The sequence below is a fragment of the Paraburkholderia sp. J10-1 genome (genome assembly GCF_905220165.1).
Lineage (GTDB): Bacteria > Pseudomonadota > Gammaproteobacteria > Burkholderiales > Burkholderiaceae > Paraburkholderia.
This window is the reverse complement of the sequence record NZ_CAJMYW010000006.1, coordinates 193,590-216,917: the sequence shown is the minus strand read 5'-3', so window position 1 is coordinate 216,917 and position 23,328 is coordinate 193,590. Positions and strand designations below refer to the sequence as shown.

Annotated in this window: 20 protein-coding genes; 4 read left to right on the top strand and 16 right to left on the bottom strand. The window is 66.3% G+C overall.

Features of this window, described 5'->3' with window-relative positions; all coding sequences use genetic code 11:
* Positions 1-32: 32 nt before the first annotated feature.
* Positions 33-1,472 (bottom strand): PLP-dependent aminotransferase family protein, encoded by a 1,440-nt coding sequence (locus U5A65_RS20580; RefSeq protein ID WP_321935086.1) that lies wholly within the window; start codon positions 1,470-1,472, stop codon positions 33-35.
* A gap of 196 nt (positions 1,473-1,668) precedes the next feature.
* Here U5A65_RS20580 and U5A65_RS20575 point away from each other — a divergent pair, with 196 nt between their 5' ends.
* Positions 1,669-2,049 carry a DUF2917 domain-containing protein gene (locus U5A65_RS20575; RefSeq protein WP_321913818.1) on the top strand — a complete coding sequence of 127 codons (381 nt, stop codon included), beginning with the start codon at positions 1,669-1,671 and terminating at the stop codon, positions 2,047-2,049.
* 28 nt (positions 2,050-2,077) lie between these two features.
* On the opposite strand, the gene U5A65_RS20570 is transcribed toward U5A65_RS20575, so the two are convergent.
* A complete protein-coding gene (locus U5A65_RS20570; RefSeq protein ID WP_321913819.1) occupies positions 2,078-3,328 on the bottom strand; it encodes a citrate synthase family protein in 1,251 nt (416 codons plus the stop codon).
* Positions 3,329-3,472: 144 nt separating this feature from the next.
* Between U5A65_RS20570 and U5A65_RS20565 the strand changes: the two genes are divergently transcribed.
* Positions 3,473-4,906, top strand: a complete 1,434-nt coding sequence (locus U5A65_RS20565) for a CoA transferase (protein WP_321947146.1) — start codon at positions 3,473-3,475, stop codon at positions 4,904-4,906.
* Positions 4,907-4,958: 52 nt separating this feature from the next.
* On the opposite strand, the gene U5A65_RS20560 is transcribed toward U5A65_RS20565, so the two are convergent.
* On the bottom strand, positions 4,959-5,705 hold the full coding sequence (locus U5A65_RS20560; protein ID WP_233882636.1) for a GntR family transcriptional regulator: 747 nt from the start codon (positions 5,703-5,705) through the stop codon (positions 4,959-4,961).
* Between the two features lie 158 nt (positions 5,706-5,863).
* Between U5A65_RS20560 and U5A65_RS20555 the strand changes: the two genes are divergently transcribed.
* Positions 5,864-6,709 (top strand): aldo/keto reductase, encoded by an 846-nt coding sequence (locus U5A65_RS20555; RefSeq protein WP_321947145.1) that lies wholly within the window; start codon positions 5,864-5,866, stop codon positions 6,707-6,709.
* Positions 6,710-6,947: 238 nt separating this feature from the next.
* On the opposite strand, the gene U5A65_RS20550 is transcribed toward U5A65_RS20555, so the two are convergent.
* From U5A65_RS20550 to U5A65_RS20500, 11 genes are all read right to left on the bottom strand, one after another.
* On the bottom strand, positions 6,948-7,778 hold the full coding sequence (locus U5A65_RS20550) for a hypothetical protein (RefSeq protein ID WP_321947143.1): 831 nt from the start codon (positions 7,776-7,778) through the stop codon (positions 6,948-6,950).
* Between the two features lie 547 nt (positions 7,779-8,325).
* The gene (locus U5A65_RS20545; protein ID WP_321947141.1) at positions 8,326-10,422 is read right to left on the bottom strand and encodes an ABC transporter ATP-binding protein; all 2,097 of its coding nucleotides are present in this window, start codon (positions 10,420-10,422) and stop codon (positions 8,326-8,328) included.
* Entirely contained in the window at positions 10,419-11,330 is a 912-nt protein-coding gene (locus U5A65_RS20540) for an ABC transporter permease (protein WP_415765267.1), read from the bottom strand. Before U5A65_RS20540 ends, U5A65_RS20545 begins: the two co-directional genes overlap by 4 nt.
* A 5-nt stretch (positions 11,331-11,335) precedes the next feature.
* Positions 11,336-12,337: an ABC transporter permease gene (locus U5A65_RS20535; RefSeq protein ID WP_415765342.1), complete on the bottom strand. Its 1,002-nt coding sequence runs from the start codon at positions 12,335-12,337 to the stop codon at positions 11,336-11,338.
* 60 nt (positions 12,338-12,397) lie between these two features.
* Positions 12,398-14,074: an ABC transporter substrate-binding protein gene (locus U5A65_RS20530; RefSeq protein ID WP_321947137.1), complete on the bottom strand. Its 1,677-nt coding sequence runs from the start codon at positions 14,072-14,074 to the stop codon at positions 12,398-12,400.
* 244 nt (positions 14,075-14,318) lie between these two features.
* Positions 14,319-15,338, bottom strand: a complete 1,020-nt coding sequence (locus U5A65_RS20525) for a HoxN/HupN/NixA family nickel/cobalt transporter (protein WP_321913981.1) — start codon at positions 15,336-15,338, stop codon at positions 14,319-14,321.
* A 31-nt stretch (positions 15,339-15,369) separates the two neighbouring features.
* Entirely contained in the window at positions 15,370-15,888 is a 519-nt protein-coding gene (locus U5A65_RS20520; protein WP_321913980.1) for a cupin domain-containing protein, read from the bottom strand.
* Between the two features lie 153 nt (positions 15,889-16,041).
* Positions 16,042-18,150 carry an elongation factor G gene (gene fusA / locus U5A65_RS20515; protein ID WP_321913979.1) on the bottom strand — a complete coding sequence of 703 codons (2,109 nt, stop codon included), beginning with the start codon at positions 18,148-18,150 and terminating at the stop codon, positions 16,042-16,044.
* A 352-nt stretch (positions 18,151-18,502) separates the two neighbouring features.
* Complete coding sequence (locus U5A65_RS20510) at positions 18,503-19,021, bottom strand: DUF192 domain-containing protein (RefSeq protein WP_321947135.1); 519 nt, start codon at positions 19,019-19,021, stop codon at positions 18,503-18,505.
* Positions 19,022-19,263: 242 nt separating this feature from the next.
* Positions 19,264-19,464, bottom strand: a complete 201-nt coding sequence (locus tag U5A65_RS20505) for a hypothetical protein (protein ID WP_321913977.1) — start codon at positions 19,462-19,464, stop codon at positions 19,264-19,266.
* Between the two features lie 344 nt (positions 19,465-19,808).
* Entirely contained in the window at positions 19,809-20,390 is a 582-nt protein-coding gene (locus tag U5A65_RS20500; protein ID WP_321913976.1) for a pseudouridine synthase, read from the bottom strand.
* Between the two features lie 435 nt (positions 20,391-20,825).
* Here U5A65_RS20500 and icd point away from each other — a divergent pair, with 435 nt between their 5' ends.
* Positions 20,826-22,082 carry an NADP-dependent isocitrate dehydrogenase gene (gene icd, locus U5A65_RS20495; protein ID WP_321913974.1) on the top strand — a complete coding sequence of 419 codons (1,257 nt, stop codon included), beginning with the start codon at positions 20,826-20,828 and terminating at the stop codon, positions 22,080-22,082.
* A gap of 82 nt (positions 22,083-22,164) precedes the next feature.
* Here the strand turns inward: icd and U5A65_RS20490 are convergent, their stop codons facing one another.
* Together U5A65_RS20490 and U5A65_RS20485 are read right to left on the bottom strand one after the other, a co-directional pair.
* Positions 22,165-22,746: a lipid-binding SYLF domain-containing protein gene (locus U5A65_RS20490; protein ID WP_321913973.1), complete on the bottom strand. Its 582-nt coding sequence runs from the start codon at positions 22,744-22,746 to the stop codon at positions 22,165-22,167.
* A gap of 322 nt (positions 22,747-23,068) precedes the next feature.
* Positions 23,069-23,233 (bottom strand): hypothetical protein, encoded by a 165-nt coding sequence (locus U5A65_RS20485; protein WP_321947133.1) that lies wholly within the window; start codon positions 23,231-23,233, stop codon positions 23,069-23,071.
* Positions 23,234-23,328: the final 95 nt, after the last annotated feature.

Here is a 23,328-nt window from a genome sequence, read left to right as displayed (position 1 = left end):
CCCGCTGCCACGCATTTGCCAAGCCTGCGCGCTTATCCGGGCAGACGCGGCGCCGCCGCGAAGAACGCCTGCGCGCGCGGGTCGAGCGTGAGCGCCACGTTGATGCGAATCCACGGGCTCGCCTCGCCATGCGGGCGGAAGTGGCTGCCCGGCGAGACCGCAACGCCGAGCGGCTCGCCGCAGGCCGCGAGCCGCGCCGAATCCTCCACGTGCGGTACGCGCGCCCAGACGAACTTGCCGCCCGTTTGCGCGTAGCCGCGTGCCGCGGGCGACGCTGCCGCGCCGCCGAACAGCTCCCACCCATGCGCTTCGAGCGTGCGCGTGGCCGACCCCTGCGCCTCGGCGATGCGCCGGCGCAGCCGTTCGAGGTATTTGCGGTACGCACCGCGCTCGAGCAGCGTGGCGGCCACGGCCTGCGTGAAGCGCGAGCCGCTGATGGTGGTCAGCGCCTTGATGGCCGCGAGGTCGCGCACGATCGCTGCGTTGGCCACCACGTAGCCCACGCGCAGCGCCGAGGAGAGCGTTTTTGAGAGCCCGCCCACGTACACGACGTGTTCGAACTGGTCGAGCGCGGCGAGGCGGTCGGTGGGATCGGCCTGGAAATCGGCGTAGATGTCGTCCTCGACGATCGTGAAGCGGTGCTCGCGCGCGAGCTGCAGCAAGCGGAACGCCACCGGCGGCGAGATCGTCGAGCCGGTCGGGTTGTGGAAGACCGTGTTGACGAAGAAAGCGCGCGGGCGGTGCTCCGCGAGCATCGCGTGCAAATGGTCGATGTCGGGCCCGCTCGCCGTGCGGCGGATACCCACGAGGCGCACGCCGTGCAGTTTCAGCAGACCGTACAGGTTGTAGTAGCCGGGGTCTTCGACGAAAACCGTGTCGCCGGGCTTGAGCATGTAGCGCATGAGCAGGTCGAGGCCCTCGCTCGCGCCTTCGGTGACGAGGATCTGCTGCGTCTCGGCCACGATGCCGAGCGGCGCGAGCCGGTTGCGCAGATGCTCGCGCAGCGTGGCGTCGCCGGTTGGCGTGCCGTAGTCGACGAGGCTGGAGGGATCGCTGCGCGACACATGGCGGATCGCCTGGCCAAGCGCGTCGATGTCGCGCCAGGCCTGCGGGATCGAGCCGCTGTCGAGCTGGAGCGATTCGTCCGCGCGTTCGAGCTGGCTGAGCAGATGGCCCGACTCGTCGGCGGCGTTCGTGAGGTCGCAGGTGCCCATGCCGGCGAGTCCCGCGCGCGCGTGCTCGCTCACGTAGAAGCCCGAGCCGTGGCGCGAGTCGAGATAGCCGAGCGAGACCAGCCGGTCATAGGCCTCGATCACGGGAAAGCGGCTGATGGCGTAGTCGGCGGCGAACTGGCGGATGGACGGCAGGCGCGAGCCCGGGTGCGCCGCGCGCGAGCGAATCCACGTCTGTACGCCGGTGACGATCTGTTCGGTGAGCGGCACATCGCTCGCGCGGTCGAGTTCGAGTTTCATCTGGGTCTCGGAGGGTACGTGACTGTTCGGTTTTTTCACTGCACAGTTCCAGATGAACTGTTCGGAAGTGTGCATGGGATCGTGCGTCACTGACCGCAATAATGCTCCTACCGGGAAGGCGCTTCAAGTCCTGATCAGCAAGCCTTCCGGAGGCCGCCCGAGGGTGATCGGCGGCCAGTCTGCAAGGAGCACGGCAATGCGCGAAATCCGAATCTTCGAACTGGAACACGGCGAGCCCGTCGAAACCTGGCGGCTCGCAGAGGCTATGCAATTGCATGTGAGCGAAGGCGAAATCTGGCTCACGATCGCCGGCGACGCCGGCGACTACTGGCTGCGCGCCGGCGAATCGATTGGGCTTGCGGCGGGCGTGCGCGTTCACGTGAGCGCAGGCCGCGAGGGCGCGCGTTTCGTGCTGGCGCTGGGCGGCGCAACCGCCGAAGCGCCGGCGCGGACGTTCGCACCCGTCGACATGGAGCGCGTACGCGCGGCGGGCGCGAGCAGTGTTGCGGCGCGCATCGGCGAGGCGTTGCGCGACTGGGCGCAGCGCGGGCAGTGGGGTGTGCGGGCGGCGGGTTGAGCGTGTTGCTCGTTGCTTTTCGCTCCGGTTACGCGATGTGCCTGCCAACGTGCCGCACATCGCCGGCCATTTCCCCCACATAACGGGCGCGCGGGCGGATCAACCGGCCATCGGCGGTCTGTTCGAGCGCATGCGCAATCCAGCCCGTCACGCGGCCGGCGGCGAACAGCGTGAACGCCGCGCCGCGCGGCAGTCCCAGCACGCGTTCGATCGCCGCGAGCGCGTAGTCGAGCGTCGGGCGCGCGCCGCTCGTCTCGGCCACGGCCTGGGCGAGCGCGTCGACTTCGTCCATGGGCGAGCGCGCCGGCGCACGCTGTGCGAGCAGGTCCAGCAACAGGCGCGCGCGTGGGTCGCCATCGGGATAGAGCGGGTGGCCAAAGCCGGACAGCGGCACCGCCGCGCCGAGGTCGTCGGGCGCGAGGCGGTCGGCCAGATAGCGATGCAGGTCGTCGGCGCGTGCAGCTTCGTCGAAGAGCGCGGCCACGCGCGTGGTCTCGCCGCCGTGGCGCGGCCCGGCCAGGGCGGCCAGGCCGCCCGTTGCCGCGCCGAACAGATGCGTGCCGGTCGAGGTGATACAGCGCACCGTGAACGTCGAGGCATTCAGTTCGTGGTCCGCGCACAGCACGAGCGCCGCGCGCAGCAGGTCGGATTGCGCGCGCGAACGCACGCCCCACGCTTCGCCTAGCTGGCGGTGCAGTGGCTCGTTCGACGGCGCGGCGGAAACGAGCGCCGCCGCGAGCAGACGCATGAGCATCGCGCCGGTGTCGATTTGCGCGTCGCGGCCCTGCGCCCAGATGCGCGGCATTTGCGCGGCGGCGGCCGGCAACAGCACGAGCGCACGTTCGAGCGGCGTGTGCCCACTCCAGATCTTCAGCCATGCCGACCATTGCGCGGCCGCGATGGGCGCCTCGGGCGCCTGCAGCACGCGGCGCGGCGCGCATTGCCAGAGCAGCGCCGCGACGTCTTCGAGCGAAGCCTCGCGCGCGAGCGCGATGGCGTCCTGGCCGCGATAAAAGAGCTTGCCGTCGGCGATCAGCGTGATCGACGACTCGAGCACGGGCACGCCCCAGTCGAGCACTTTCTGTGCGACCTTGCCTGCGCGCTTGCCGTCGGCCTTGCGGCGCGCGAGGCGCCGCACCTCGGCGGCGTCGTAGCGGTTGTGGCGGCCATTGGGCGAGGGCGCTGAGGCGATGAGCCCGCGGCTCACATAGGCGTAGAGCGTGGCCCGGCTGATGCCGAGTTCGGCGGCGGCTTCTTCCGCGGTCATATAGCTCGACATGGTGGCTCGCCTCCTGGAACCGGAGAAATCAATCTATGTTGATCATGATAATCAAGATTGATCCAGGATTCGAGCGGCGCGACGATTCGTGACATCAATTCAGCCCGTTTTCTCCACGCTCTCCTAGCAAAAGGACTCCACACCATGACGCCACGCGACGCGCTCGAACACCTCTGGATGCTGGCGGGCTGCGACCCGTCCGCGCTCGGCTGGCTCGATATGGAAGGCGGCGATCCGGGCCTGCCGTCGATCTTTCGCGTGGGCACGCTCGCGGCGGCCAGCATTGGCGCGGCGGGGCTCGCGGCGGCGCAGCTGCACACGTTGCGCACGGGCCGGCAGCAGCGTGTGGCGATCGACGTGCGCCGGGCGCTTGCCGCGTTTCGCAGCGAACGTTATTTGAGCGTGGACGGCAAGCCGCCCACGGAACTGCGTCATCCCGTGACCGGCCACTTCCCGACCGGCGACGGCCGCTGGATCCAGTTGCACGCGAACTTTCCGCATCACCTTGCGGGCATCCTGCGCGTGCTCCAATGCGCGGACGACCGCGACGCCGTGGCGCGAGCGATCCTCGGCTGGGAAGGCGCGGCGCTCGACGACGCGCTCGCGCAAGCGGGGCTGTGCGCCGCGCTCGTGCGTGCGCCGCGCGAATGGGCCGCGCATGAGCAGGCGAAGGCGGTGGCGAGCCTGCCGCTCTTCGAGATCGAACGTATTGGCGACGCACCCGCCGAGTCGCCGCAAGCGGGCGCCGGTGCGCGTCCTCTGAAAGGCGTGCGCGTGCTCGACCTCACGCGCATCATCGCGGGGCCGGTTGCGGGGCGCACGCTCGGTCAACACGGCGCGGACGTGCTGCTCATCAACGGTCCGCATTTGCCGAACATCGCGCCGCTCGTAATCGATAACGGCCGCAGCAAGCGCTCGGCCACGCTCGACCTGCGCGATGAAGCCGCGTGCGAGCAATTGCGCACACTTGTGCGCGACGCCGATGTGTTCGTTCAAGGCTACCGGCCGGGCGCGCTCGCCGCGCGCGGCTTCGCACCCGAAGCGCTCGCGCAGTTGCGGCCCGGCATCGTGTGCGTGTCGATCAGTGCGTATGGGCATCGCGGACCGTGGCGCGAGCGGCGCGGTTTCGACAGCCTCGTGCAGTCGGCGAGCGGCATTGTGTGGGCCGAGAGCGCCGCCGCGGCGAAACATGGCGATGGCGGCCGCGAAACCGCGCAGCCATTCGCCAAGGCCCGTCCGCTGCCGTGTCAGGCGCTCGATCACGCCACTGGGTATCTCGCGGCATTCGGCGCGATGGTCGCGCTCGCGCGGCGCGCACGTGAAGGCGGCAGCTGGCACGTGCGCCTTTCGCTCGCGCAAACGGGTCGCTGGCTGCAGACGATGGGCACGCTCGAAGACGGCCAACGCGTGCCCGACGTGGGCGTCGCCGATCTCGCCGATTGTCTGGAGGAAATGGAGTCGCCGTTCGGACGCGTGCGCGCGGTGGCGCCCGCCGAACGGCTCGAACTCACACCCGCGTTTCACGCGCGGCCACCGGTGCCGATCGGCAGCGATGCGCCGGTGTGGAGCGCGCGGTAGAACGAACAGGCGCAAACAGGCGCGATCACGCGCCTGCGCGCGTTTTAGCAAGCTACTTGCGCAATTCCGCGACGAAATCGTAGTAGTCGTTGCGGCAGTACGTATCGGTGAGTTCGATGGCGCGCTGATCGGCGGTGTAGCCCACGCGCGTGATGAGCAGCAGCGCCTCGTTGGGCGCGATGCTCATCTGCCGTGCGATTTCCTCACTCGCGTTCACGGCGCGAAAGTGTTGCAGCGCGCGCACGATCGACAGTCCGCGCTGTTCGAGAAAGCTATAGAGCGAGTCGCCGATCGCGTTCGGGTCGGGAATCAGCGCAGCGGGGAAGGTGGAGTTCTCGACGGCCATGACGATGCCGTCGGCCAGACGCAGGCGCTTCAGGCGCGTGACGGCGGCTGCCGGCGAAAGGCCGAGCTGGATCACCTCGTCGCGGCTCGCGGGCTGGATTTCACGCGAGAGCCAGCGCGAGCTGGGCGTGAAGCCGCGTTGGCGCAGCATCTCGCTGAAGCTCGTGAGGCGCGAGAGCGGGTCTTCAATACGCGGCGTGATGAAGCTGCCCGCGCCTTGCGTGCGGCGAATCAGGCCCTGCTCGACGAGCAGCGCGATCGCCTTGCGCGCCGTGATGCGCGAAACGCCGAGAGACTCCGCGAGTACGCGTTCCGAAGGCAGGGCTTCGCCCGCGTTCCAGCGATTGTCGTGAATCGCGACGCTCAGCTTGCGTGCGAGCTGCAGATAGAGCGGCGTGTCGTTGTCCGGGTCCGGGCGCAGGTCGCGCCAGCGGTCTTCCGTGGGTGCGTTCATGGGAGGCGTGCATGAAAGGCGAACGGCAATTTTATGTCATCGGCGTGCGATCACGGAAATGAACGGCTTGCGAGAGTGCGTATGACCGCATTGCGCGCGAGGCGATACACTGGCCGTTCGTTGCCAGTCAGCGCCGTTGCAGCGCGCAAAGGGAGATCATGACGACCGATATCGCTAGCGTCGCATTGCCGGACGGCGAACGCATTCCGAAGCTCGGGCAGGGCACGTGGGAAATGGGCGAGCGCAGCGCGCATCGCGCGGCGGAAATCGCCGCGTTGCGCGAGGGCGTGGCGCTCGGCATGACGCTCATCGACACCGCCGAGATGTACGGCGACGGCGCGACCGAGCGCCTCGTCGGCGAGGCCTTGCAGGGTTTGCGCGACGAAGTGTTTCTCGTGAGCAAGGTGTATCCGCACAACGCGAGCCGCAACGGCGTGGTGCGCGCGTGCGAGTCGAGCCTGAAACGCCTCGGCACGGACCGGCTCGATCTTTATTTGCTGCACTGGCGTGGCGGCGTGCCGCTCGAAGAGACGGTCGAAGGGTTCGAAGCGCTTGTGCGCGCGGGCAAGATCCGCCACTGGGGCGTGAGCAACTTCGACACCGACGACATGGAGGAACTGTTCGCCACACCCGGCGGCGACGCGTGCGCGACCAACCAGATCCTCTACAACATCGCGCGGCGCGGCGCCGAATTCGACCTGCTGCCGTGGAGCGCCGCGCATCGCATGCCGGTGATGGCGTATAGCCCCGTCGATCACGCGCGCCTGCCCAGGCGCTCGCCGCTCGACGACATCGCTCATGCGCACGGTGTCTCGGTGTATCGCGTGGCGATGGCGTGGGTCCTGGGTCAAAGCGGGGTCTGTGCGATTCCGAAGGCAGGACGCGTGGAGCACGTGCGCGACAACCGCGCGGCGCTCGATCTCGTGCTCGGCGCAGAAGAGCACGCGGCGCTCGACGCCTATTTCAAGCCGCCGCGCAGCAAGCGTCCGTTGGAGATGCTGTAACGAGCGATTGAGGTACGCGCTTCTCGCGCGCTGTCATCGCCGGCGCCTGCGTATCGCGAGCAGACAGCCCGCATGGCCGCGTGGGAACGCCACACGTGTCGCGCATCCGGCGACCGGCCCACGGCGGCGGTGCCCGGCCGGGGGACCGGGACGCCGCCGCCGACGCCAGGACTGGCGCGCCTGGCCATCGCGCCAGATCGGGGTGGCAGCAGCGGTTTGCCTGCACCGCCGTACAGGCTCAATGACCGCTGCCATGGCCGCCACCGTGTCCGCCGCCGTACCCGCCGCCCGGGCCGCCCGACGGTCCACCCTTGCCGAATCCACCTCCGAAACCACCGCCGAAGCCGCCGAAACCCCCGCCAAAGCCGCCGCCGAATCCGCCCGATGGGCCGCTCGCCGATCCGCCGTGGCTGCCACAGCCACACCCGCCTGAACTGCCGCCGCCGTTGTTGCCTCCACCGTTGTTGCCACCACCGTTGTTGCCGCCACCGTTGTTGCCACCACCGTTGTTGCCACCACCGTTGTTGCCACCACCGTTGTTGCCACCACCGCCTTTCCCGCCGCCGGAGTTGCTGGAACCGCCTCCCGAACCGCTCGGTCCCGTCCCTCCTACGCCAGAACTGCCGCTGCGGCCAAGCCCTCCCGTGCTGGCCGTAGCGGCGCCCGCGCCGCCGCCGCTGCTTCCGTTGCTGCCGCTCGACGACCCCGAGCCGCCGTGGCCGCCGCCGTTGCCTCGAAAACACGCGCTGCCTGTCGTACGGCTAATGCAATCGTTCGGCGCGAACACGGTAGAAACGTCGCTCGCCAGGATGGTTGAATCGGAGTCCGAATCAGTTTTCGATAAGGTGCCTGCAGCAGGCGACTCCTCAGCAACCGGCGCGCTGAAGGCCCCGAAGCCTTCTGCCCCGCTCGCGGGCATGGGTGCGTCCGCGAGCAGGATCACCGGATTGATGGTGTCGCCTGCGGCGCGGGCGGTGACCGCGGTGAACAGAACACCCGCGCCCACCGCACACATTCCCGCTCCCCGACTTATCCAGTAGTAGTACTGATGATTATTCGTCTTGTTCATCTTGTTCTCCCCGCGAGGCGGCAGTGGTGATGCCCTGCCTTCCCTCATGCCCCCGTGCAGGCTGCACGCCTTGTGCGCGTGCGCCGACTCCATCAGGCTCGCAATCCGCTTTGCGCCGGCGTGGATAATGTTTCGATCCGGCTCGCGCGGTACTCGCCAAACAAAAGGCACCCGGTCAGGTCGCGCGCAGGATGACCGGTTTGTGCAGGACTACTTGTGGATTGTCGGGGCCCATGGTGTGGGACGGCAGATTACAAGCGCGTCGAGCGGCCGGTCATCCGTTCGCCCGGTGCGACACCCCGCGTGTGTCGGGGCGGATTGCACTGGATTGCAGCGGCCGGATGCCTGGTGCCGATGTAGCCAGTTTTGTGCCATCGGCCGGGGAGGGGCGTGCAGGGTGGACTTAACAATTGATGTGTCACCCGCGTGGCAGAAAAAACGCGGAAAACGTTACGGGGATGAAACGCGCGCGCCGAATGGCGCGATTTGCGTTGCGAAAGCGGACAGCGCAACGAACCGGGCGCGCGATACGAGCGCTATCGCACGTTCAGGTTGCCGCTTGTATGGACGGGGTGGCGCGCTGTTGCGCACGCAATTCGTCTACGGGAATGTGGCAAAGAATGCGATGATCGCTGCCCGCATCGGCGAGCGGCGGCGGCGCTTCATCGCAAATGGCGCCGACTTTGCGCGGGCAGTGCGCGCTGAAAATGCAGCCGCGCCCTGTGGCCTGCGTGCCGTTTGCCGAAGCCACGCCCAGCGCGCGCGCGGCCAGCAGCGTTTCTGTATACGGATGCCACGGGCCGTCGAACACCGCGCCAGCGAGACCGCTTTCGACGATGCGGCCCGCGTAGAGCACGACGATGCGATCGGCGAGATAGCGCACGACATCGAGGTCGTGCGAGATGAACAGGTAGCTCACGCCGCGTTCGCGCTGCAGGCGTGCAAGCAGGTTGAGAATCGCGGCCTGCACGGAGACGTCGAGCGCCGAAGTGGGCTCGTCGCAGATCACGATGCGCGGCTCGCCCGCAAACGCCTGGGCAATCGCCACGCGCTGCTTGAGGCCGCCCGACAGTTGCCGCGCGCGCGCCACGAGATAGCGCGCCGGCACGCGCACGGCTTCGAGCAGCCCCGCGATGCGCGATTCGTCTGAGGCTTGGTGGTCTGCCGCCGTGTCCTCACGCGGCCGGGAAAGCGCACGCTCGATCAGCCGTTTCACCGGCAGCGCACGATTGAGCGAGGCGTCCGGATGCTGGAACACGACGCGCAGCGCCGCACGTTCGTCGGCGCGACGGCGCGCGACTTGAGCGTGCAGGCGTTTGCCGTCGAGTTCAACGGCGCCGCCCGCGTCGGGCGCGTGCAGGCCGAGCAGCATGCGCGCGAGTGTCGTCTTGCCGCTGCCCGATTCGCCTACAAGGCCGAGCGTCTCGCCCGCATGCAGCTCGATCGACACGCCGTCGAGCGCACGCACGGCTTGCGCGCCGTGTCCGAAGGTGCGCGAGACGTCGAGCGCCCGCAGTACGACGCGCGGTTCGGTATCGGCGTTCGTTGGGCTATGGCTCGATGGCAGCGAGCCCTCGCCGCCGCCGATCAAATTGCCGAACGGCAATTCGATCGCGCGCTCGTGGTAGTGGCAGCGCGACATCTGCTCACCGTGCGGCGACGTCATGCGATGCGGCGGCGGCGCTTCCACGTGGCAACGCGTGTCGGCGAGGCGGCAGCGCGGGGCATAGATGCAGCCGGGCGCGCTCGCGCCGGGCGCCGGCAACTCGCCCGGTATCGTGTCGAGCGCGCCTGCGTGCTTGTTGCGCCCATGCGCCGGCAGGCAGCGCAGCAGGCCCACCGTGTACGGATGCCGCGCGCGCTCGAACACGTCGCGCGTGATGCCTTCCTCGACCAGCCGCCCCGCGTAGAGCACGCCCACGCGTTCGCACATGCGCCCGATCACCGCGAGGTCGTGGCTGATGAGCAGCACCGCCATCCCCAGCTCCGCGCGCAGCTTGGCGATGAGGTCGAGCACCTCGGCCTCGACGGTGGCGTCGAGGCCCGTGGTCGGTTCGTCGAGGATCAGGAGCGCGGGGTTCGACGCGAGCGCCATCGCAATCACCACGCGTTGCTGCATGCCGCCCGATAGCTGATGCGGATAGCTCGCCAGCACGCGGCCCGGATCGGCGATGCGCACGCGTTCGAGCATCGCATGCGAGCGCGAACGGGCCACGCTCGCGTCGGCGCCCGCGGCTTCGAACGCTTCGTTCAACTGGCGGGCGATCGTGAGCGTGGGATTGAGCGCACTGGCGGGGTCCTGATAGACCATCGACACGGCGTTGGCGCGCAGCGTGCGCAGACCGTCGGCGTCGAGCGCGAGCACGTCGTCGCCCGCAATCGCGATGCGCCCCGCTTTCACGCGGCCGTTGCGCGGGAGATAGCGCAGTGCGGCGAGCGCAACCGTCGACTTGCCGCAGCCCGATTCGCCCACGAGCCCGTACGCTTCGCCGCGCCGGATGCACAGCGAGACGTCGGTGAGCACGTCGCGCTCGCGCCCGCGCACGCGGTAAGCGACGGTGAGGCCGACGAGCGCAAGCGCGTCGTCGTCGCGCGGCGCGCTAAAGGTGGCGAGAGCAGGGCGTGAAGAGGCGGGGCGGTTCACGATTGAAGCACCTCGCGCAGGCTGTCGGCAATGAGGTTCACGGCCACCACGAGCGAGGCGATGGCGAGCGCGTCGAATGCCACGGTCCACCAGGCGCCGCCCGCGAGCAGCGTGTACGACTCGGCGAGCGCGAGCCCCCAGTCGGCGGAAGGCGGCTGGATGCCGAAGCCGAGGAACGAGAGCGTCGCCACCGCGAAGATCGCATAGCCGAGGCGCACCGTCGCTTCGACGACGATGGGCGGCCAGACGTTCGGCAGGATCTCGCTGAACATCACGTCGAGCGCGTTCGCGCCGCGCAAACGCGCCGCCGCCACGTAGTCGAGATGGCGCTCGGCGAGCACGGCCGCGCGCACTGTGCGTGCGATGAGCGGCGCAAACGTAATGCCGATCACGAGCACCACGGCGAGATTCGAGGCGCCCACGGCCGCGAGCACGAGCAGCGCGACGATCACGAGCGGCAGCGCGAGTACCGCGTCGAGCGTGCGCGCGACGAGGGTGCCGAATGCGCCTTCGAAATAGCCCGTCACCAGGCCGAGCGCTGCGCCTGCGAGCGTGCCGACGAGCGTGGCGAGCGGCGCGATCGTGAGGATGTCGCGCGCGCCCACGATCACACGCGAGCAGATGTCGCGGCCAAGCTGATCGGTGCCGCACCAGTGCGTGTGGTCGGGCGGCAGGAGCGAGCTGAGCGGGTCGGACGCGTAGGCGTCGTGCGGCGCGAACCACGGGCCCGCGAGTGCGCAGACGATCCACCACACGAGGATCAACGCACCCGCGACGAACGAGGGCGAGCGCAGCAGCAGATGCAGCGTGTCGCGCAAACGCGTGTCGGCAAGCGCTTCTTCGCCGGGCTCGCCGGGCGGCTGCGCATCGGACGGCTTGCCGCCTGAGGAAATTGATTCGGATGCCATATCGTCTATGCGCCTCCCGGCGTGCGCAGGCGCGGGTCAAGGAGCGCGTGCAGCGCATCGGCGGCGAGATTGGCGAGGGTGTAGACCGCGCCCACCGCGAGCACGCCCGCTTCGAGCAACGGGAAGTCCTTGGTTTTCGCAGCGTTGAAGATGAGCGAACCTACACCCGGATAGCGGAACAACGATTCGACCACGACGAGCCCGCCGATCAAATAACCGAGCTGCGTGGCCGCCACGGTCACGCTGGGCAAGAGCGCATTGCGCAGGACGTGTCGCACGATCACGACGTGGCTCGGCAGCCCTTTGAGAATCGCGGTGCGCGTGTAGTCGGCATCGAGCGCCGTGATCGTGCCTGCGCGCGCAATGCGCGCGAGATAGCCGAAGAACACCAGCACGAGAGGCAGCACGGGCAGCACGAGGTGACGCAATTGTTCGAGCGCGCCCGCGCCGCTGGGCGCGGTGGCTTCGATAGGCAGCCAGCGCAGCCACACGCCGAAAATGAGGATCAGCACGATCGACGAGACGAACTCCGGCACGGCGCTCGCGCATAGGCCGCCGGTGCTGATCGCGCGGTCGATCAGGCGGCCTTCGTGGAGCGCCGCCCACACGCCGCCCGCAATGCCGAGCGGCACCACGACCACGAACGCGAGCAGGCCGAGCTTCGCCGACTGCAGGAGCGCGTCGCCCACGAACGGCGCCACGGGTTCTTTGTAGCTCCACGACATGCCGAAGTCGCCGCGCAGCGCATGCGTGATCCACGAGGCGTACTGATCGAGCACGGGCCGGTCGGCGCCCAGTTCATGATTGAGCGCGGCCACGGCGCGCGCGTCGGCGAGCGGCCCGAGCACGGCGCGGCCGATGTCGCCTGGCAGCAGCTGGCCGCCCGCGAACACGAGCACCGAAAGCAGCCAGAGCGTGTAGATCGCCCACGCGGCGCGCCTGCCAAGAAAGCGCGCGACGCCCGCACGCGGGGCGAATGCGCGCGCGGCGCCGGTCGGCTTCGACATGGGCGGGAGCGGAGTAGCCATCGGACCTCCGTTGCGGGTGCGCCAGCCTCGCTTGCCGGCTCAGGCGGCGAGCGTCGCGCGGTCGAAGTAGAGCTGGGCGAGCGCCGTGAAGCGCACGCCGGAAAGCACGGCGCGCTGCGCGATCAACTGGTCGTAGAAGTACGGGATGATCACGGGCGTCTCGTCGAGCAACAGCGTCTGGATCTGCCGCGCCACCTGCTTCTGGGCCGCCACGTCGAGCGTTGCTGCGAACTGCGCGACCAGCTTGTCGTACTCGGCGTTGCGAAAGTGCGCAGCATTCCACGTGCCGCCCGAGGTGAGCGGCGCGTTGAGAAACACGTTCGGCACGCCCCGATGCCCGTAGTCGGTTATACCGAGCGGCGAGTCGAGCCAGTCCGATTTGCCGAACGTGCCCGCGCCGTAGTACTGCGACTGGCTCTCCACCTTGAGCGTGATACGAATGCTGACCGCCTTCGCCGCGTTCTGCACGACCACGGCGAGGTCCGGTATCTCCATGTACTTTTCGGTGGTGAGCGTCACGTCGAAGCCGTTGGCCACGCCCGCCTGCGCGAGCAACTGGCGGGCCTTCGCGACATCGATCTTGCGCTGGAGCACGTCGGTTGCCGTAGAAGGAAAGATGGGCGCGAACGGACTGTCGTTGCCCACCTCGGCGCGGCCCTTGAAGAGTCCGCGCACGAGCACGTCGCGATCGAGCGCCAGCGCAAGCGCCTGGCGCACCCGCTTGTCCTTGAACGTGGGCGAGTCGTTGCGCATGTGGATCTGGCGATGCGCGCTCGAGCGCACGCCGATCACCTTGAAGTCGGGATTGTTCAGGATGCCGATGCCGCCCTGCACGGTGAACGTGCCCATCACGTCGGCCTGGTGACCTTGCAGCGCGAGCAACTGCGCCTGCTCGTCGGCGTAGAACGCGAATTCCACGCGCGCGGGCAGCGCCTTGTCGCCCCAGTAGTCGGGATTGCGCACGAAGCTCGCGCCGCGCCGCGCTTCGAACTTGCCGAGCTTGAATGGCCCCGTGCCGATGAAGCTCTTTTCGTAATTGCCCGCATAGTTGGCGGGCAGCATCACGGCGTTGTAGTTGTCCGAAGAAACGTAGTAGGCGAAGTTGCCATTGGGCGCGTCGAGATGGAACTCGACCGTGTGGTCGTCGATGGCCTTCGTTCCGCCTTTTGAAAGCACGCCCTTGAGCACCGAGAGCGCCGCCGAGCCGGTTGCCGGATCGGCGAGACGATCGAAGGTCGCCACCACGTCTTTCGCGCCGAACGGCTGGCCGTCGTGGAATTTCACGTTGGGGCGCAGCTTGAACGTCCAGACGTCTGCTTTCGCGTTGGCTTGCCACGAGAGCGCGAGGGCGGGTTGCAGATGGCCTTGCGCGTCGTCGTTGGCGAGGAATTCACCGGTCTGGTTCAAGAGACACAGCGCGCCCGCATCGGTCACGGTGAGCGGATCGACAGCGCCCGCAGGCATGAGGTGGGCCACGCGGATCGTTTGCTCGCCGGGCTTGCCCGCGCCTTGGGCGTGCGCGCTGCGTGGCACGCCGAGCCCCGCAAAAGCGGGCAGCGCCGTGAGGCCGACCGCGCTCGCATAGCGCAGCAGCTCGCGGCGCGTAAGGCGCCCGGCGACGAATTCGTCGAGAGCATGGTTGCCATGGTCGCCGGCCTGAGGGCGCAGCGCTTCGAGGCGGCAGAGGAGCGGACGGCGGGACTGCGGTCGTTTCATCGGTGCGGGTTTCCGTGCGATTCCGTTCAGGGGACGCGCGAGGCCCGGGGGCGTGCGCGACGGCGGCATGCGGTACGGCAGACGACGAAGGGGTGCAGCTAAGGCAGCGAATTGAAACTGAGCGAAACGATTGATGAGTCTATTGCGCGCAATAGCTGGGGCTAGTTTACGCGCTTTCGGCAATCGAGGCGAAGGGTAGGGGTTTCGCGGGGTTGCGCGCCGAGCGAGAAACAGCGCGTGCGTTTTAGCGGACCGCAGCGGGACGGCGCCAGCGATGGAAGAGCACCGAGCCGATCCAGCACGCGATGAACGCCGCGACGATGCCGTAGCCCAGCTCGCCGAAGCGCGCGTTCAGGCCGGCGATGAGCGTCCACGCGCCGCCGCTGGCGCCGAGCTTGTCGGCGATGAGTCCGAGCGCTTCCACGCCGCCGATCACGATCGCCACGAGCGCGGAGACGAATGTGATGCTCGCGTTGTAGTAGAGCTTGCGCCTCGGGTCGTCCATGGCCCAGCCGTAGGCGTGGACCATCAGCACGTTGTCGGTGGAGTCGACGAGCGTCATGCCCGCGGTGAAAAGCGCGGGGAACACGAGAATCGAATACATCGGCAAGCCCTTGCCCGCTTCGGCAGCGGCGATGGCGAGCAGGCCGATTTCGGTGGCCGTGTCGAAGCCGAGGCCGAACAGCACACCCACGGGATACAGGTGCCAGCTCTTCGTGACGAGTGCGAAGAGCGGACGCAGTGCGCGCGAAAAGAGGCCGGCGGGAGCGGGCGCGGCGGCGGCCGCGAGCGTCGCGTCGTCGCCCTGTTGCGCGCGGCGGTAGCGCATCCATACGTCGCGCAGGATCACGAGGTTCACGCCCGCGAGCACGAGCAGGAATGTCGACGAAACGAGCGTGCCGATCGTCGAGCCGATCTCGTGGAACCGCTCGAAGCGGCCATGCAGCGAGAGCGCCGTGAGCGCGATGCCGAGCGTGGCGGCGATCACGACCGTGGAGTGGCCGAGCGAGAACGCGAGTCCCACCCCGAGCGGGCGCTCGCCTCGCTGCATGAGCTTGCGCGTGACGGCGTCGATGGCGGCGATATGGTCGGCGTCCACCGCGTGGCGCAGGCCGAAGCCGTAGGCGAGCAACGCCGTGCCGAGCAGCAGCGGGTAGTGGCGAAACGCGATCAGCGCCCACGCCCACGCGCCGAGATTGGCGGCGATGAGCGCGGCATAAAGCGCAATCAGGCGAGGGCGTAGCGAGGCGGTGGGTGTCGTCATCGCGTAAGTAGGGGCGCTTGCGGCCGGGCGTTCAATGGTCGTGCGGATGGCGGTGGATCGGATCGACCCAGTACACGGTTTCAGGAGCTTCTACAGCATCGATGTTCAGGTTCACCACCACGGCCTCGTTGTCGCTGCGCACGAGCACGCATTCGAGCGGATCGTCGGTGCTCGCGTTGATCTCCTGGTGCGGCACGTAGGGCGGCACGAAGATGAAGTCGCCTGGGCCCGCCTCCGCCGTGAACTCCAGATGCTCGCCCCAGCGCATGCGCGCGTGACCGCGCACGACGTAGATCACGCTTTCCAGCGCGCCGTGATGATGCGCGCCCGTCTTCGCGTTCGGATGGATCGTCACCGTGCCCGCCCAGATCTTTTGCGCGCCCACGCGCGCCGCGTTGATCGCGGCAGCGCGGTTCATGCCGGGCGTTTGTGCGGTGTTCGTGTCGAGCTGATCGCCGCGTATCACCTTGACGCCGTTTTCGCGCCAGTCGACCGGTGCGTTGTCGTGAGGGTGGTCATGAGGATGCTCATGGTCGGGGTCGTGACTCATCGTCGTGTCTCCTTGACTGTGTGCGTCGCAGCGTTATCGCCGCATTGTGGCACGGTCAAAATTGCGCCGTGCGCATGTAAAAAAGCCCGTCCGCAAGGGGACGGGCTTTCGTGTGCGCGGCAACGCCTGCACGTTGCCGGCGCTTTGCCTACGTTACGCCTTCTTCGCGTTGATGACCGCTTCGGCCACGTTCTGCGGTGTTTCCGCGTAGTGCTTGAACTCCATCGTGTACGTGGCGCGGCCTTGTGTGAGCGAGCGCAGCGACGTGGAGTAGCCGAACATCTCCGAGAGCGGCACTTCGGCGCGCACGATCTTGCCGCCTCCGCCCGCGATGTCCTCCATGCCCTGCACGATGCCGCGGCGGCTGGAGAGATCGCCCATCACGTTGCCCATGAAGTCCTCGGGCGTTTCCACTTCCACGGCCATCATCGGTTCGAGCAGAACGGGCTTGGCCTTGCGCATCGCTTCCTTGAAGGCCATCGAACCGGCCATGCGGAAGGCGTTTTCGTTCGAGTCCACGTCGTGGTACGAGCCGAACGTGAGCGTGACCTTCGTGTCGACCACGGGGTAGCCCGCGAGCACGCCGGCCTTCAGCGTCTCCTGAATGCCCTTGTCGACAGCCGGGATGAACTCGCGCGGAATCACGCCGCCCTTGATGGCGTCGACGAACTCGTAGCCCTTGCCCGGCGGCTGCGGTTCGAGCGTGATGACGGCGTGGCCATACTGGCCGCGCCCGCCCGACTGCTTCACGAACTTGCCTTCCACATCTTCGACCTTGTTCTTCACGGTCTCGCGATACGCGACCTGCGGTTTGCCGACCGTCGCCTCCACGCCGAACTCGCGTTTCATGCGGTCGACGAGAATTTCCAGGTGCAGCTCGCCCATGCCCGAGATGATGGTCTGGCCCGACTCTTCGTCGGTTTGCACGCGGAACGACGGGTCTTCCTGCGCAAGACGGTTGAGCGCGATGCCCATCTTTTCCTGGTCGGCCTTGGTCTTCGGCTCGACGGCCTGCGAGATCACGGGCTCGGGGAAGATCATCCGTTCGAGCACGATGGCATGCGCCGGGTCGCAGAGCGTGTCGCCCGTCGTCGCTTCTTTCAGGCCCACTGCGGCCGCGATGTCGCCCGCGCGCACTTCCTTGATTTCCTTGCGCTCGTTCGCGTGCATCTGCAGGATGCGGCCGAGGCGCTCCTTCTTGTCCTTGGTCGCGTTGAGCACCGTGTCGCCCGAATTCACCACGCCCGAATAGACGCGGAAGAAGATCAGTTGCCCGACGAACGGGTCGGTCATGATCTTGAAGGCGAGCGCGGAGAACGGCTCGTCGTCGCTCGGGTGGCGCTCGATTTCCTTGTCGTGGAGGTCGTGGCCGAGAATCGCGGGCACGTCCACCGGCGAGGGCAGATAGTCGATCACGGCGTCGAGCATGGCCTGCACGCCCTTGTTCTTGAACGCGCTGCCACAAAGCATCGGCACGATCTCATTGGCGATCGTGCGTTTGCGCAGGCCGCCCTTGATTTCCTCTTCGGTCAGGCTCTCGTGGTCGTGAAGATACTTTTCGAGCAGTGTTTCGTCGGCTTCGGCGGCGGCCTCGACCATCTTCTCGCGCCATTCATGCGCAAGCTCGACGAGATTCGCGGGGATGTCCTCATACTCGAACTTCACGCCCTGGCTCTCGTCGTCCCACACGATCGCCTTCATCTTCACGAGGTCGACCACGCCCTGGAAGTGATCTTCCGCGCCCACCGGAATCTGGATAGGCACGGCCACGCCTTTGAGGCGCTCGCCGATTTGCCGCTGCACGCGGAAAAAGTCCGCGCCCACGCGGTCCATCTTGTTGACGAACGCAATGCGCGGGACCTTGTACTTGTTCGCCTGGCGCCACACGGTCTCCGACTGCGGCTGCACGCCGCCCACGGAGTCGTACACCATGCACGCGCCGTCGAGTACGCGCATGGAGCGCTCCACTTCGATCGTGAAGTCCACGTGCCCCGGCGTGTCGATGATGTTGATGCGGTGTTCGGGGTAGTTGCCGGCCATGCCTTTCCAGAACGCGGTGGTCGCGGCCGAGGTGATCGTGATGCCGCGCTCCTGTTCCTGCTCCATCCAGTCCATGGTCGCCGCGCCGTCGTGAACCTCGCCGAGCTTGTGATTCACGCCGGTGTAGAAAAGGATGCGCTCGGTCGTCGTGGTTTTGCCGGCGTCGATGTGAGCGCTGATCCCGATGTTGCGATAGCGCTCGATGGGGGTCTTGCGAGGCACGGTGATCTCCTTGGAATGACGCGCCATGGAAGCTGCCGGGCGGCACGCGGCGCGGCCAGCGCGCGGCCCGATGCGCCGCACGGCGCGCGCGGTCTTGGCACGCGCGATGCGGGGGGATTAATAGGATAGCGCTTGCGCGCCGGTTTTGCAGGGCGCATGTCGCAGCGCGGGAAGGAGGGCGCAGCGTGGCGCCGCCGAGCGCTCCCGCGCCCGGCGGGGCGCCGCGCGTGCGGGCGCCGGCGTGGCGCTTATGGGTGCCATGCGTGAAGCGCAACGCGGGCGCAAAAAAACCGGCGCCGCGTGCGTGCGGGGCCGGCTTGTGCTTTTCGCGCTGCGCGCGTTGGGCAACCGCTTACTGCAGCGGCGGCAGTCCCTGAATCACCATACCAGGCTTGATGCCCTTGGCCGTGAACCAGCCCTTGGGCATTTCGAGCGCGAAGGTGCCGTTATTGCGCGGGCAGTGGTTGTTGGTCGTTTCGGCCTGCATCTCGTCGATGTCGGTGATCGTGCCGTCGGCGCGAATGAAGGCGATCGACAACGGGATCAGCGTGTTCTTCATCCAGAAGCAGTGCACGGCGTTTTCGCCGAACACGAACAGCATGCCTTCATTGGGCCCGAGCTGCGAGCGGTACATGAGGCCTTGTTCGCGGTCCGCGTCGTTGGCGGCGACCGCGGCGTCGATCACGAACATGCCTGCCGTGAGCTTCACGCGCGGAAATTCGCTGGGCTGCTTGGCCCCCGGCGGCATCTGCTGCGCCAGCGCGATATTCGACGTCGCCGCCGCGGTGAACGTGAGCGCCGCGAAAGCGGCGAATGGCAATGCGACGACAAGCGCGCAGCGCACGAAGAACGAGCGCAGGGAAAATCGCACGAGAGACTCCTTGCTGTAGGTTAATCCGCGCATGTTACGCGACCAGGTCAGAACGGGTCAAAATGCGCGGCGCGGTTCACGTCGTCTTTCGTGTCATCGACGTGATGCGGTGAGCGCGCATGTCAAAAAAGCCTGTAAATCATGCAGCCAAACAAAAAGGCAGAACGCCTTGCGGCGCTCTGCCTTTCGTCGCGCTGAAGAGCGGCAGCGAATGCCGTTCCTCGGTGCGTCTTACAGCAAGCTTACTCCGAAGCTGCCGAAGCGGCTTCAGCCTTCGCTGCCTTCTTGTGCGACGACTTCTTGTGCGACTTCTTGTGTGCCGACTTGTGAGCAGCCGAAGCAGCAGCAGCCGGAGCAGCCGAAGCAGCTTCCGGAGCCGAAGCTTGTGCGAATGCAGCCGATGCGAAGAGGCCAGCGACCAGAGCAGCGATCAGTTTGTTCATGTTGTGAATCCTCAAGCTTGAGTTAATTAACCAAATGACCCGGTTTTTGGAGTCAGGTCGGTAAACGTGCCATCCACCTTTCGGTTGACAGTCGCTTTCGACAAATTCGCGTGAATTTGATTTCTGCTTCTGCCAGCGGTCAGGACCGTGCATTGCTGCGAGGACCCGGAAGGCTGAATGCCGGACAGCTTCTGGCGGCATCTGCGTCGAATAACGCACGGTCTCGCGAGACGGTTGACGCAAACTTGTTATTTGCTTCGTAACGAGACGCAACAGAAAGGTGGGGGACGTGTCGCGTGATTCGAAAAAAATCGGTCAAAAAGTGAAAAGTGCTTGCGCAACAATCACTTGTGTTTACGAGACACGTTTTGCCAGGGCGCATTGGTGGGCACGTCGATGCTTTCGCCGGGCGCGAGACCAAGCGAAAAAATATCGAGAGCACCAATCGCGACGCGTACGAGCCGCAACGTTGGATAGCCGACTGCCGCGGTCATGCGTCGCACCTGCCTGTTCTTGCCTTCGCTGATCGCAATCTCCACCCACGTGGTGGGTATTGACGCGCGATAACGAATCGGCGGATTGCGCGGCCACAAATGCTCTGGCGTAGCAATGATTCTTGTTCGACACGGTTGTGTCACGAAGTCGCCGAGATCGACGCCGCGCTCGAGCGCGGCAAGCGCAGCCGCGTCGGGCTCGCCTTCCACTTGCGCCCAATAGCGCTTCACGAGTTTGCGTTTCGGTTCGGCAATGCGCGCCTGCAATGCGCCGTCGTCGGTGAGGAGCAGGAGACCTTCGCTATCGGAGTCAAGCCGGCCTGCCGGATAGACGCCCGGCACCTTCACCCAGTCCGCGAGTGACTGGCGTGTTTCGTGCGGCGAAAACTGACAGATCGTGCCGAACGGTTTATTGAGGGCGATCAAACGCATGACGGAGGCGACGGGTACGGATGGAGGACTGGTTAGCGCCGTGATCTTAATGCATATTGCGCATCGCCGATTTTTATCTCTTATATAAGACATAAGACATGGGTGCGCCTCGCGCTGGCGTCCGTGTGAAGTGTGCGGCACGCTGGCGCGAGGCGTGGGCTAGAATAGCCGCCAGACCCTCACGCCGACGGGCCGCTCGCGCCGCGTGGCAAGCCGCTCGTTAAGCCGCTTGCTCCGCTCGGTTGCGCGCAGTGCGCCGCGTGTTCCTGGACAGTCTTGCTGCGAATATTGACCGCGTGTCGAGCGCGCCGGTCGTCGAGAAGCCGCATCGGCGAGATACCTCTCTTGCCGGGCGAAACGGCTTCGCCGCCGCCGCGAGGCGCCGGGCGCCGCGTCAAACCCGCTACAACAGCCTTGCCCTTACTGGAGTCGATCATGCCGTATCAGCACATCCTGGTTCCGACCGGCGGTGAAAAGATCACCGTCAATCCGGACTTCTCGCTCAACGTCTCGGATCAGCCAATCATTCCGTACATCGAAGGCGATGGCACGGGCGTGGACATCACGCCGGTCATGCTGAAGGTGGTCGACGCAGCGGTTGAAAAGGCCTACGGCGGCAAGCGCAAGATTCACTGGATGGAAATTTACGCGGGCGAGAAAGCGACGCGGGTGTACGGTCCCGACGTGTGGCTGCCCGAAGAAACGCTCGAAGTGGTGAAGGATTACGTGGTGTCGATCAAGGGGCCGCTCACGACGCCTGTTGGCGGCGGCATCCGGTCGCTGAACGTCGCGCTGCGTCAGCAACTCGATTTGTACGTGTGCCTGCGCCCGGTGCAGTACTTCAAGGGCGTGCCTTCGCCGGTGCGCGCGCCGGAGAAGGTCAACATGGTCATTTTCCGCGAGAACTCGGAGGATATTTATGCGGGCATCGAATGGCCCGCCGAATCCGAAGGCGCGAAGAAGCTCATCAAGTTCCTGCGCGAAGAGATGGGCGTGGCGAAGATCCGCTTTCCGGACAGCTCGGGCGTGGGCGTGAAGCCGGTGTCGCGTGAGGGCACGGAGCGTCTCGTGCGCAAGGCGATCCAGTATGCGATCGACAACGAGCGCCGTTCCGTTACGCTCGTGCACAAGGGCAACATCATGAAGTTCACCGAAGGCGCGTTCCGCGACTACGGTTATGCGCTCGCGCAGAAGGAGTTCGCGGCGGAACTGATCGATGGCGGCCCGTGGATGAAGATCAAGAATCCGAAGACGGGTGGCGATATCGTGATCAAGGACGTGATCGCCGATGCCTTCCTCCAGCAGATCCTGCTGCGCCCGGCCGAATACGACGTGATCGCCACGCTGAACCTGAATGGCGACTACATTTCCGACGCGCTGGCGGCGCAAGTGGGCGGCATCGGTATCGCACCGGGTGCGAATCTTTCGGACTCCGTTGCGATGTTCGAAGCCACTCACGGTACGGCGCCGAAATATGCGGGCAAGGACTATGTGAATCCGGGCTCCGAGATTCTCTCGGCGGAAATGATGCTGCGCCATCTCGGCTGGGTTGAAGCGGCGAATCTCATCATTGCGTCGATGGAGAAGTCGATTCTGCAGAAGCGCGTGACTTACGACTTCGCACGGCTGATGGAAGGGGCGACCCAAGTGTCGTGCTCGGGCTTCGGGCAGGTGATGATCGAGAATATGTAAGAGAATTTGCTAGATTCAAGCAGGACGGAATGCAAAAACCCCGGCGGACCTCTGGTTCGCCCGGGGTTTTTCTATTTGCGCCTCACTCCGTGAGCTTCGTAATCTTCTGCCCTTGCACGCCGAGCCCGGCCATCAGCCCGGTCTGGCCGAAGACGAACGCATACACATCCGAACGCACCGTGGTGGTCGAAAAGTCTTTGGCCATGCCCGTATCGGCGAGCACGACGCTCGGGCCCGCGCCGACCGACCAGCCGTCGCTGCTATCGAGATATTGCTTCGCGCCAGGCGTCATGAGAAACATCGCCTCCGAGAAGTTTTGCGCTCCGGCCTGCAATCCATAGGAGAGGGCGCTGACGTTGTAATAGCCGAGCACTCTGCCATCCTTCGAAAACAGCACACCATCGCCGCCCGCGCCGCCAACCAGGAAGCCTGCTTTAAGAATTCCCGGGAAAATAAGAATACCGAATGAATTGTCGGCCAACGACTTCGCGTGCGGTGTGCTGGCATACAGGCTGTTCATGGCCTGGCGTGCATCGTGAACGAGTTGCGTGCGCGAGTCAGCGCTACTTGATGAACTTGCCGAGGTCATGGGGTTAGGCATGGAGCAAGCCGCGACGAGCAGCGTGGCGAGAACAGCGGCAATGCGCAGGATTTTTCGTGACATGGTGGATCTTCCCAGTGTTATCTGTGCGGCACCGGCCCGCGTCGTGCGTGCGGGCAGGGCTTGAGCGATCCTGGCGGCCTTTCATGCCGTTGTCTTTGTCCTGGACACGGTGCGCGGCACGCTGTCGCGTGCGTCGCGATGTCTGCTGTGCGATATGATGATGCGTATCAACCTGGTTAGTCCTTCGCCCAAGTCGCATGCGTTTTTTGTGCCGCCTCTTTCTTGCTTGCCTGTTCGCGCTTTTTGCCGTGCGCGGCGCGACGGCTTGCGAGCATTCGCAGCGAATCGGGCTGGCGGCGCACAGCATGGCGGTGGCCGCCGCTCATTGCGGCACGGCGAAATCCGGCGACATGCCGAACACGAGCGGCCACGGCTCGCACGGCGCGTGCGGCACGAGTTGCTGTGTCGTGGGCTGCGGCGTGCATTGCGGCGCGCCGACCGTTGCGTTGGCATTGGGTATGCAAGCGCCCGATGGCGCCGCGCTCAATGTTCTTCCCGCCCCGCTGCGTGCCGGGATTACCCACGCTCCTCCATTACCTCCTCCGATCGTCTGAGTCGTTCGAAGTGCTTCGCATGCGCGAA

Excerpts from the sequence above, each read along its gene's own strand:
- U5A65_RS20505 (WP_321913977.1), bottom strand. The coding sequence starts at position 19,464 with ATGAACAAACTGATCGCTGCTCTGGTCGCTGGCCTCTTCGCATCGGCT.
- U5A65_RS20575 (WP_321913818.1), top strand. The coding sequence starts at position 1,669 with ATGCGCGAAATCCGAATCTTCGAACTGGAACACGGCGAGCCCGTCGAA.
- icd (WP_321913974.1), top strand. The coding sequence starts at position 20,826 with ATGCCGTATCAGCACATCCTGGTTCCGACCGGCGGTGAAAAGATCACC.
- U5A65_RS20490 (WP_321913973.1), bottom strand. The coding sequence starts at position 22,746 with ATGTCACGAAAAATCCTGCGCATTGCCGCTGTTCTCGCCACGCTGCTC.
- U5A65_RS20530 (WP_321947137.1), bottom strand. The coding sequence starts at position 14,074 with ATGAAACGACCGCAGTCCCGCCGTCCGCTCCTCTGCCGCCTCGAAGCG.
- U5A65_RS20555 (WP_321947145.1), top strand. The coding sequence starts at position 5,864 with ATGACGACCGATATCGCTAGCGTCGCATTGCCGGACGGCGAACGCATT.
- U5A65_RS20580 (WP_321935086.1), bottom strand. The coding sequence starts at position 1,472 with ATGAAACTCGAACTCGACCGCGCGAGCGATGTGCCGCTCACCGAACAG.
- U5A65_RS20565 (WP_321947146.1), top strand. The coding sequence starts at position 3,473 with ATGACGCCACGCGACGCGCTCGAACACCTCTGGATGCTGGCGGGCTGC.
- U5A65_RS20560 (WP_233882636.1), bottom strand. The coding sequence starts at position 5,705 with ATGAACGCACCCACGGAAGACCGCTGGCGCGACCTGCGCCCGGACCCG.
- U5A65_RS20535 (WP_415765342.1), bottom strand. The coding sequence starts at position 12,337 with ATGTCGAAGCCGACCGGCGCCGCGCGCGCATTCGCCCCGCGTGCGGGC.
- U5A65_RS20550 (WP_321947143.1), bottom strand. The coding sequence starts at position 7,778 with ATGAACAAGACGAATAATCATCAGTACTACTACTGGATAAGTCGGGGA.
- U5A65_RS20500 (WP_321913976.1), bottom strand. The coding sequence starts at position 20,390 with ATGCGTTTGATCGCCCTCAATAAACCGTTCGGCACGATCTGTCAGTTT.
- U5A65_RS20570 (WP_321913819.1), bottom strand. The coding sequence starts at position 3,328 with ATGTCGAGCTATATGACCGCGGAAGAAGCCGCCGCCGAACTCGGCATC.
- U5A65_RS20540 (WP_415765267.1), bottom strand. The coding sequence starts at position 11,330 with ATGGCATCCGAATCAATTTCCTCAGGCGGCAAGCCGTCCGATGCGCAG.
- U5A65_RS20525 (WP_321913981.1), bottom strand. The coding sequence starts at position 15,338 with ATGACGACACCCACCGCCTCGCTACGCCCTCGCCTGATTGCGCTTTAT.
- U5A65_RS20520 (WP_321913980.1), bottom strand. The coding sequence starts at position 15,888 with ATGAGTCACGACCCCGACCATGAGCATCCTCATGACCACCCTCACGAC.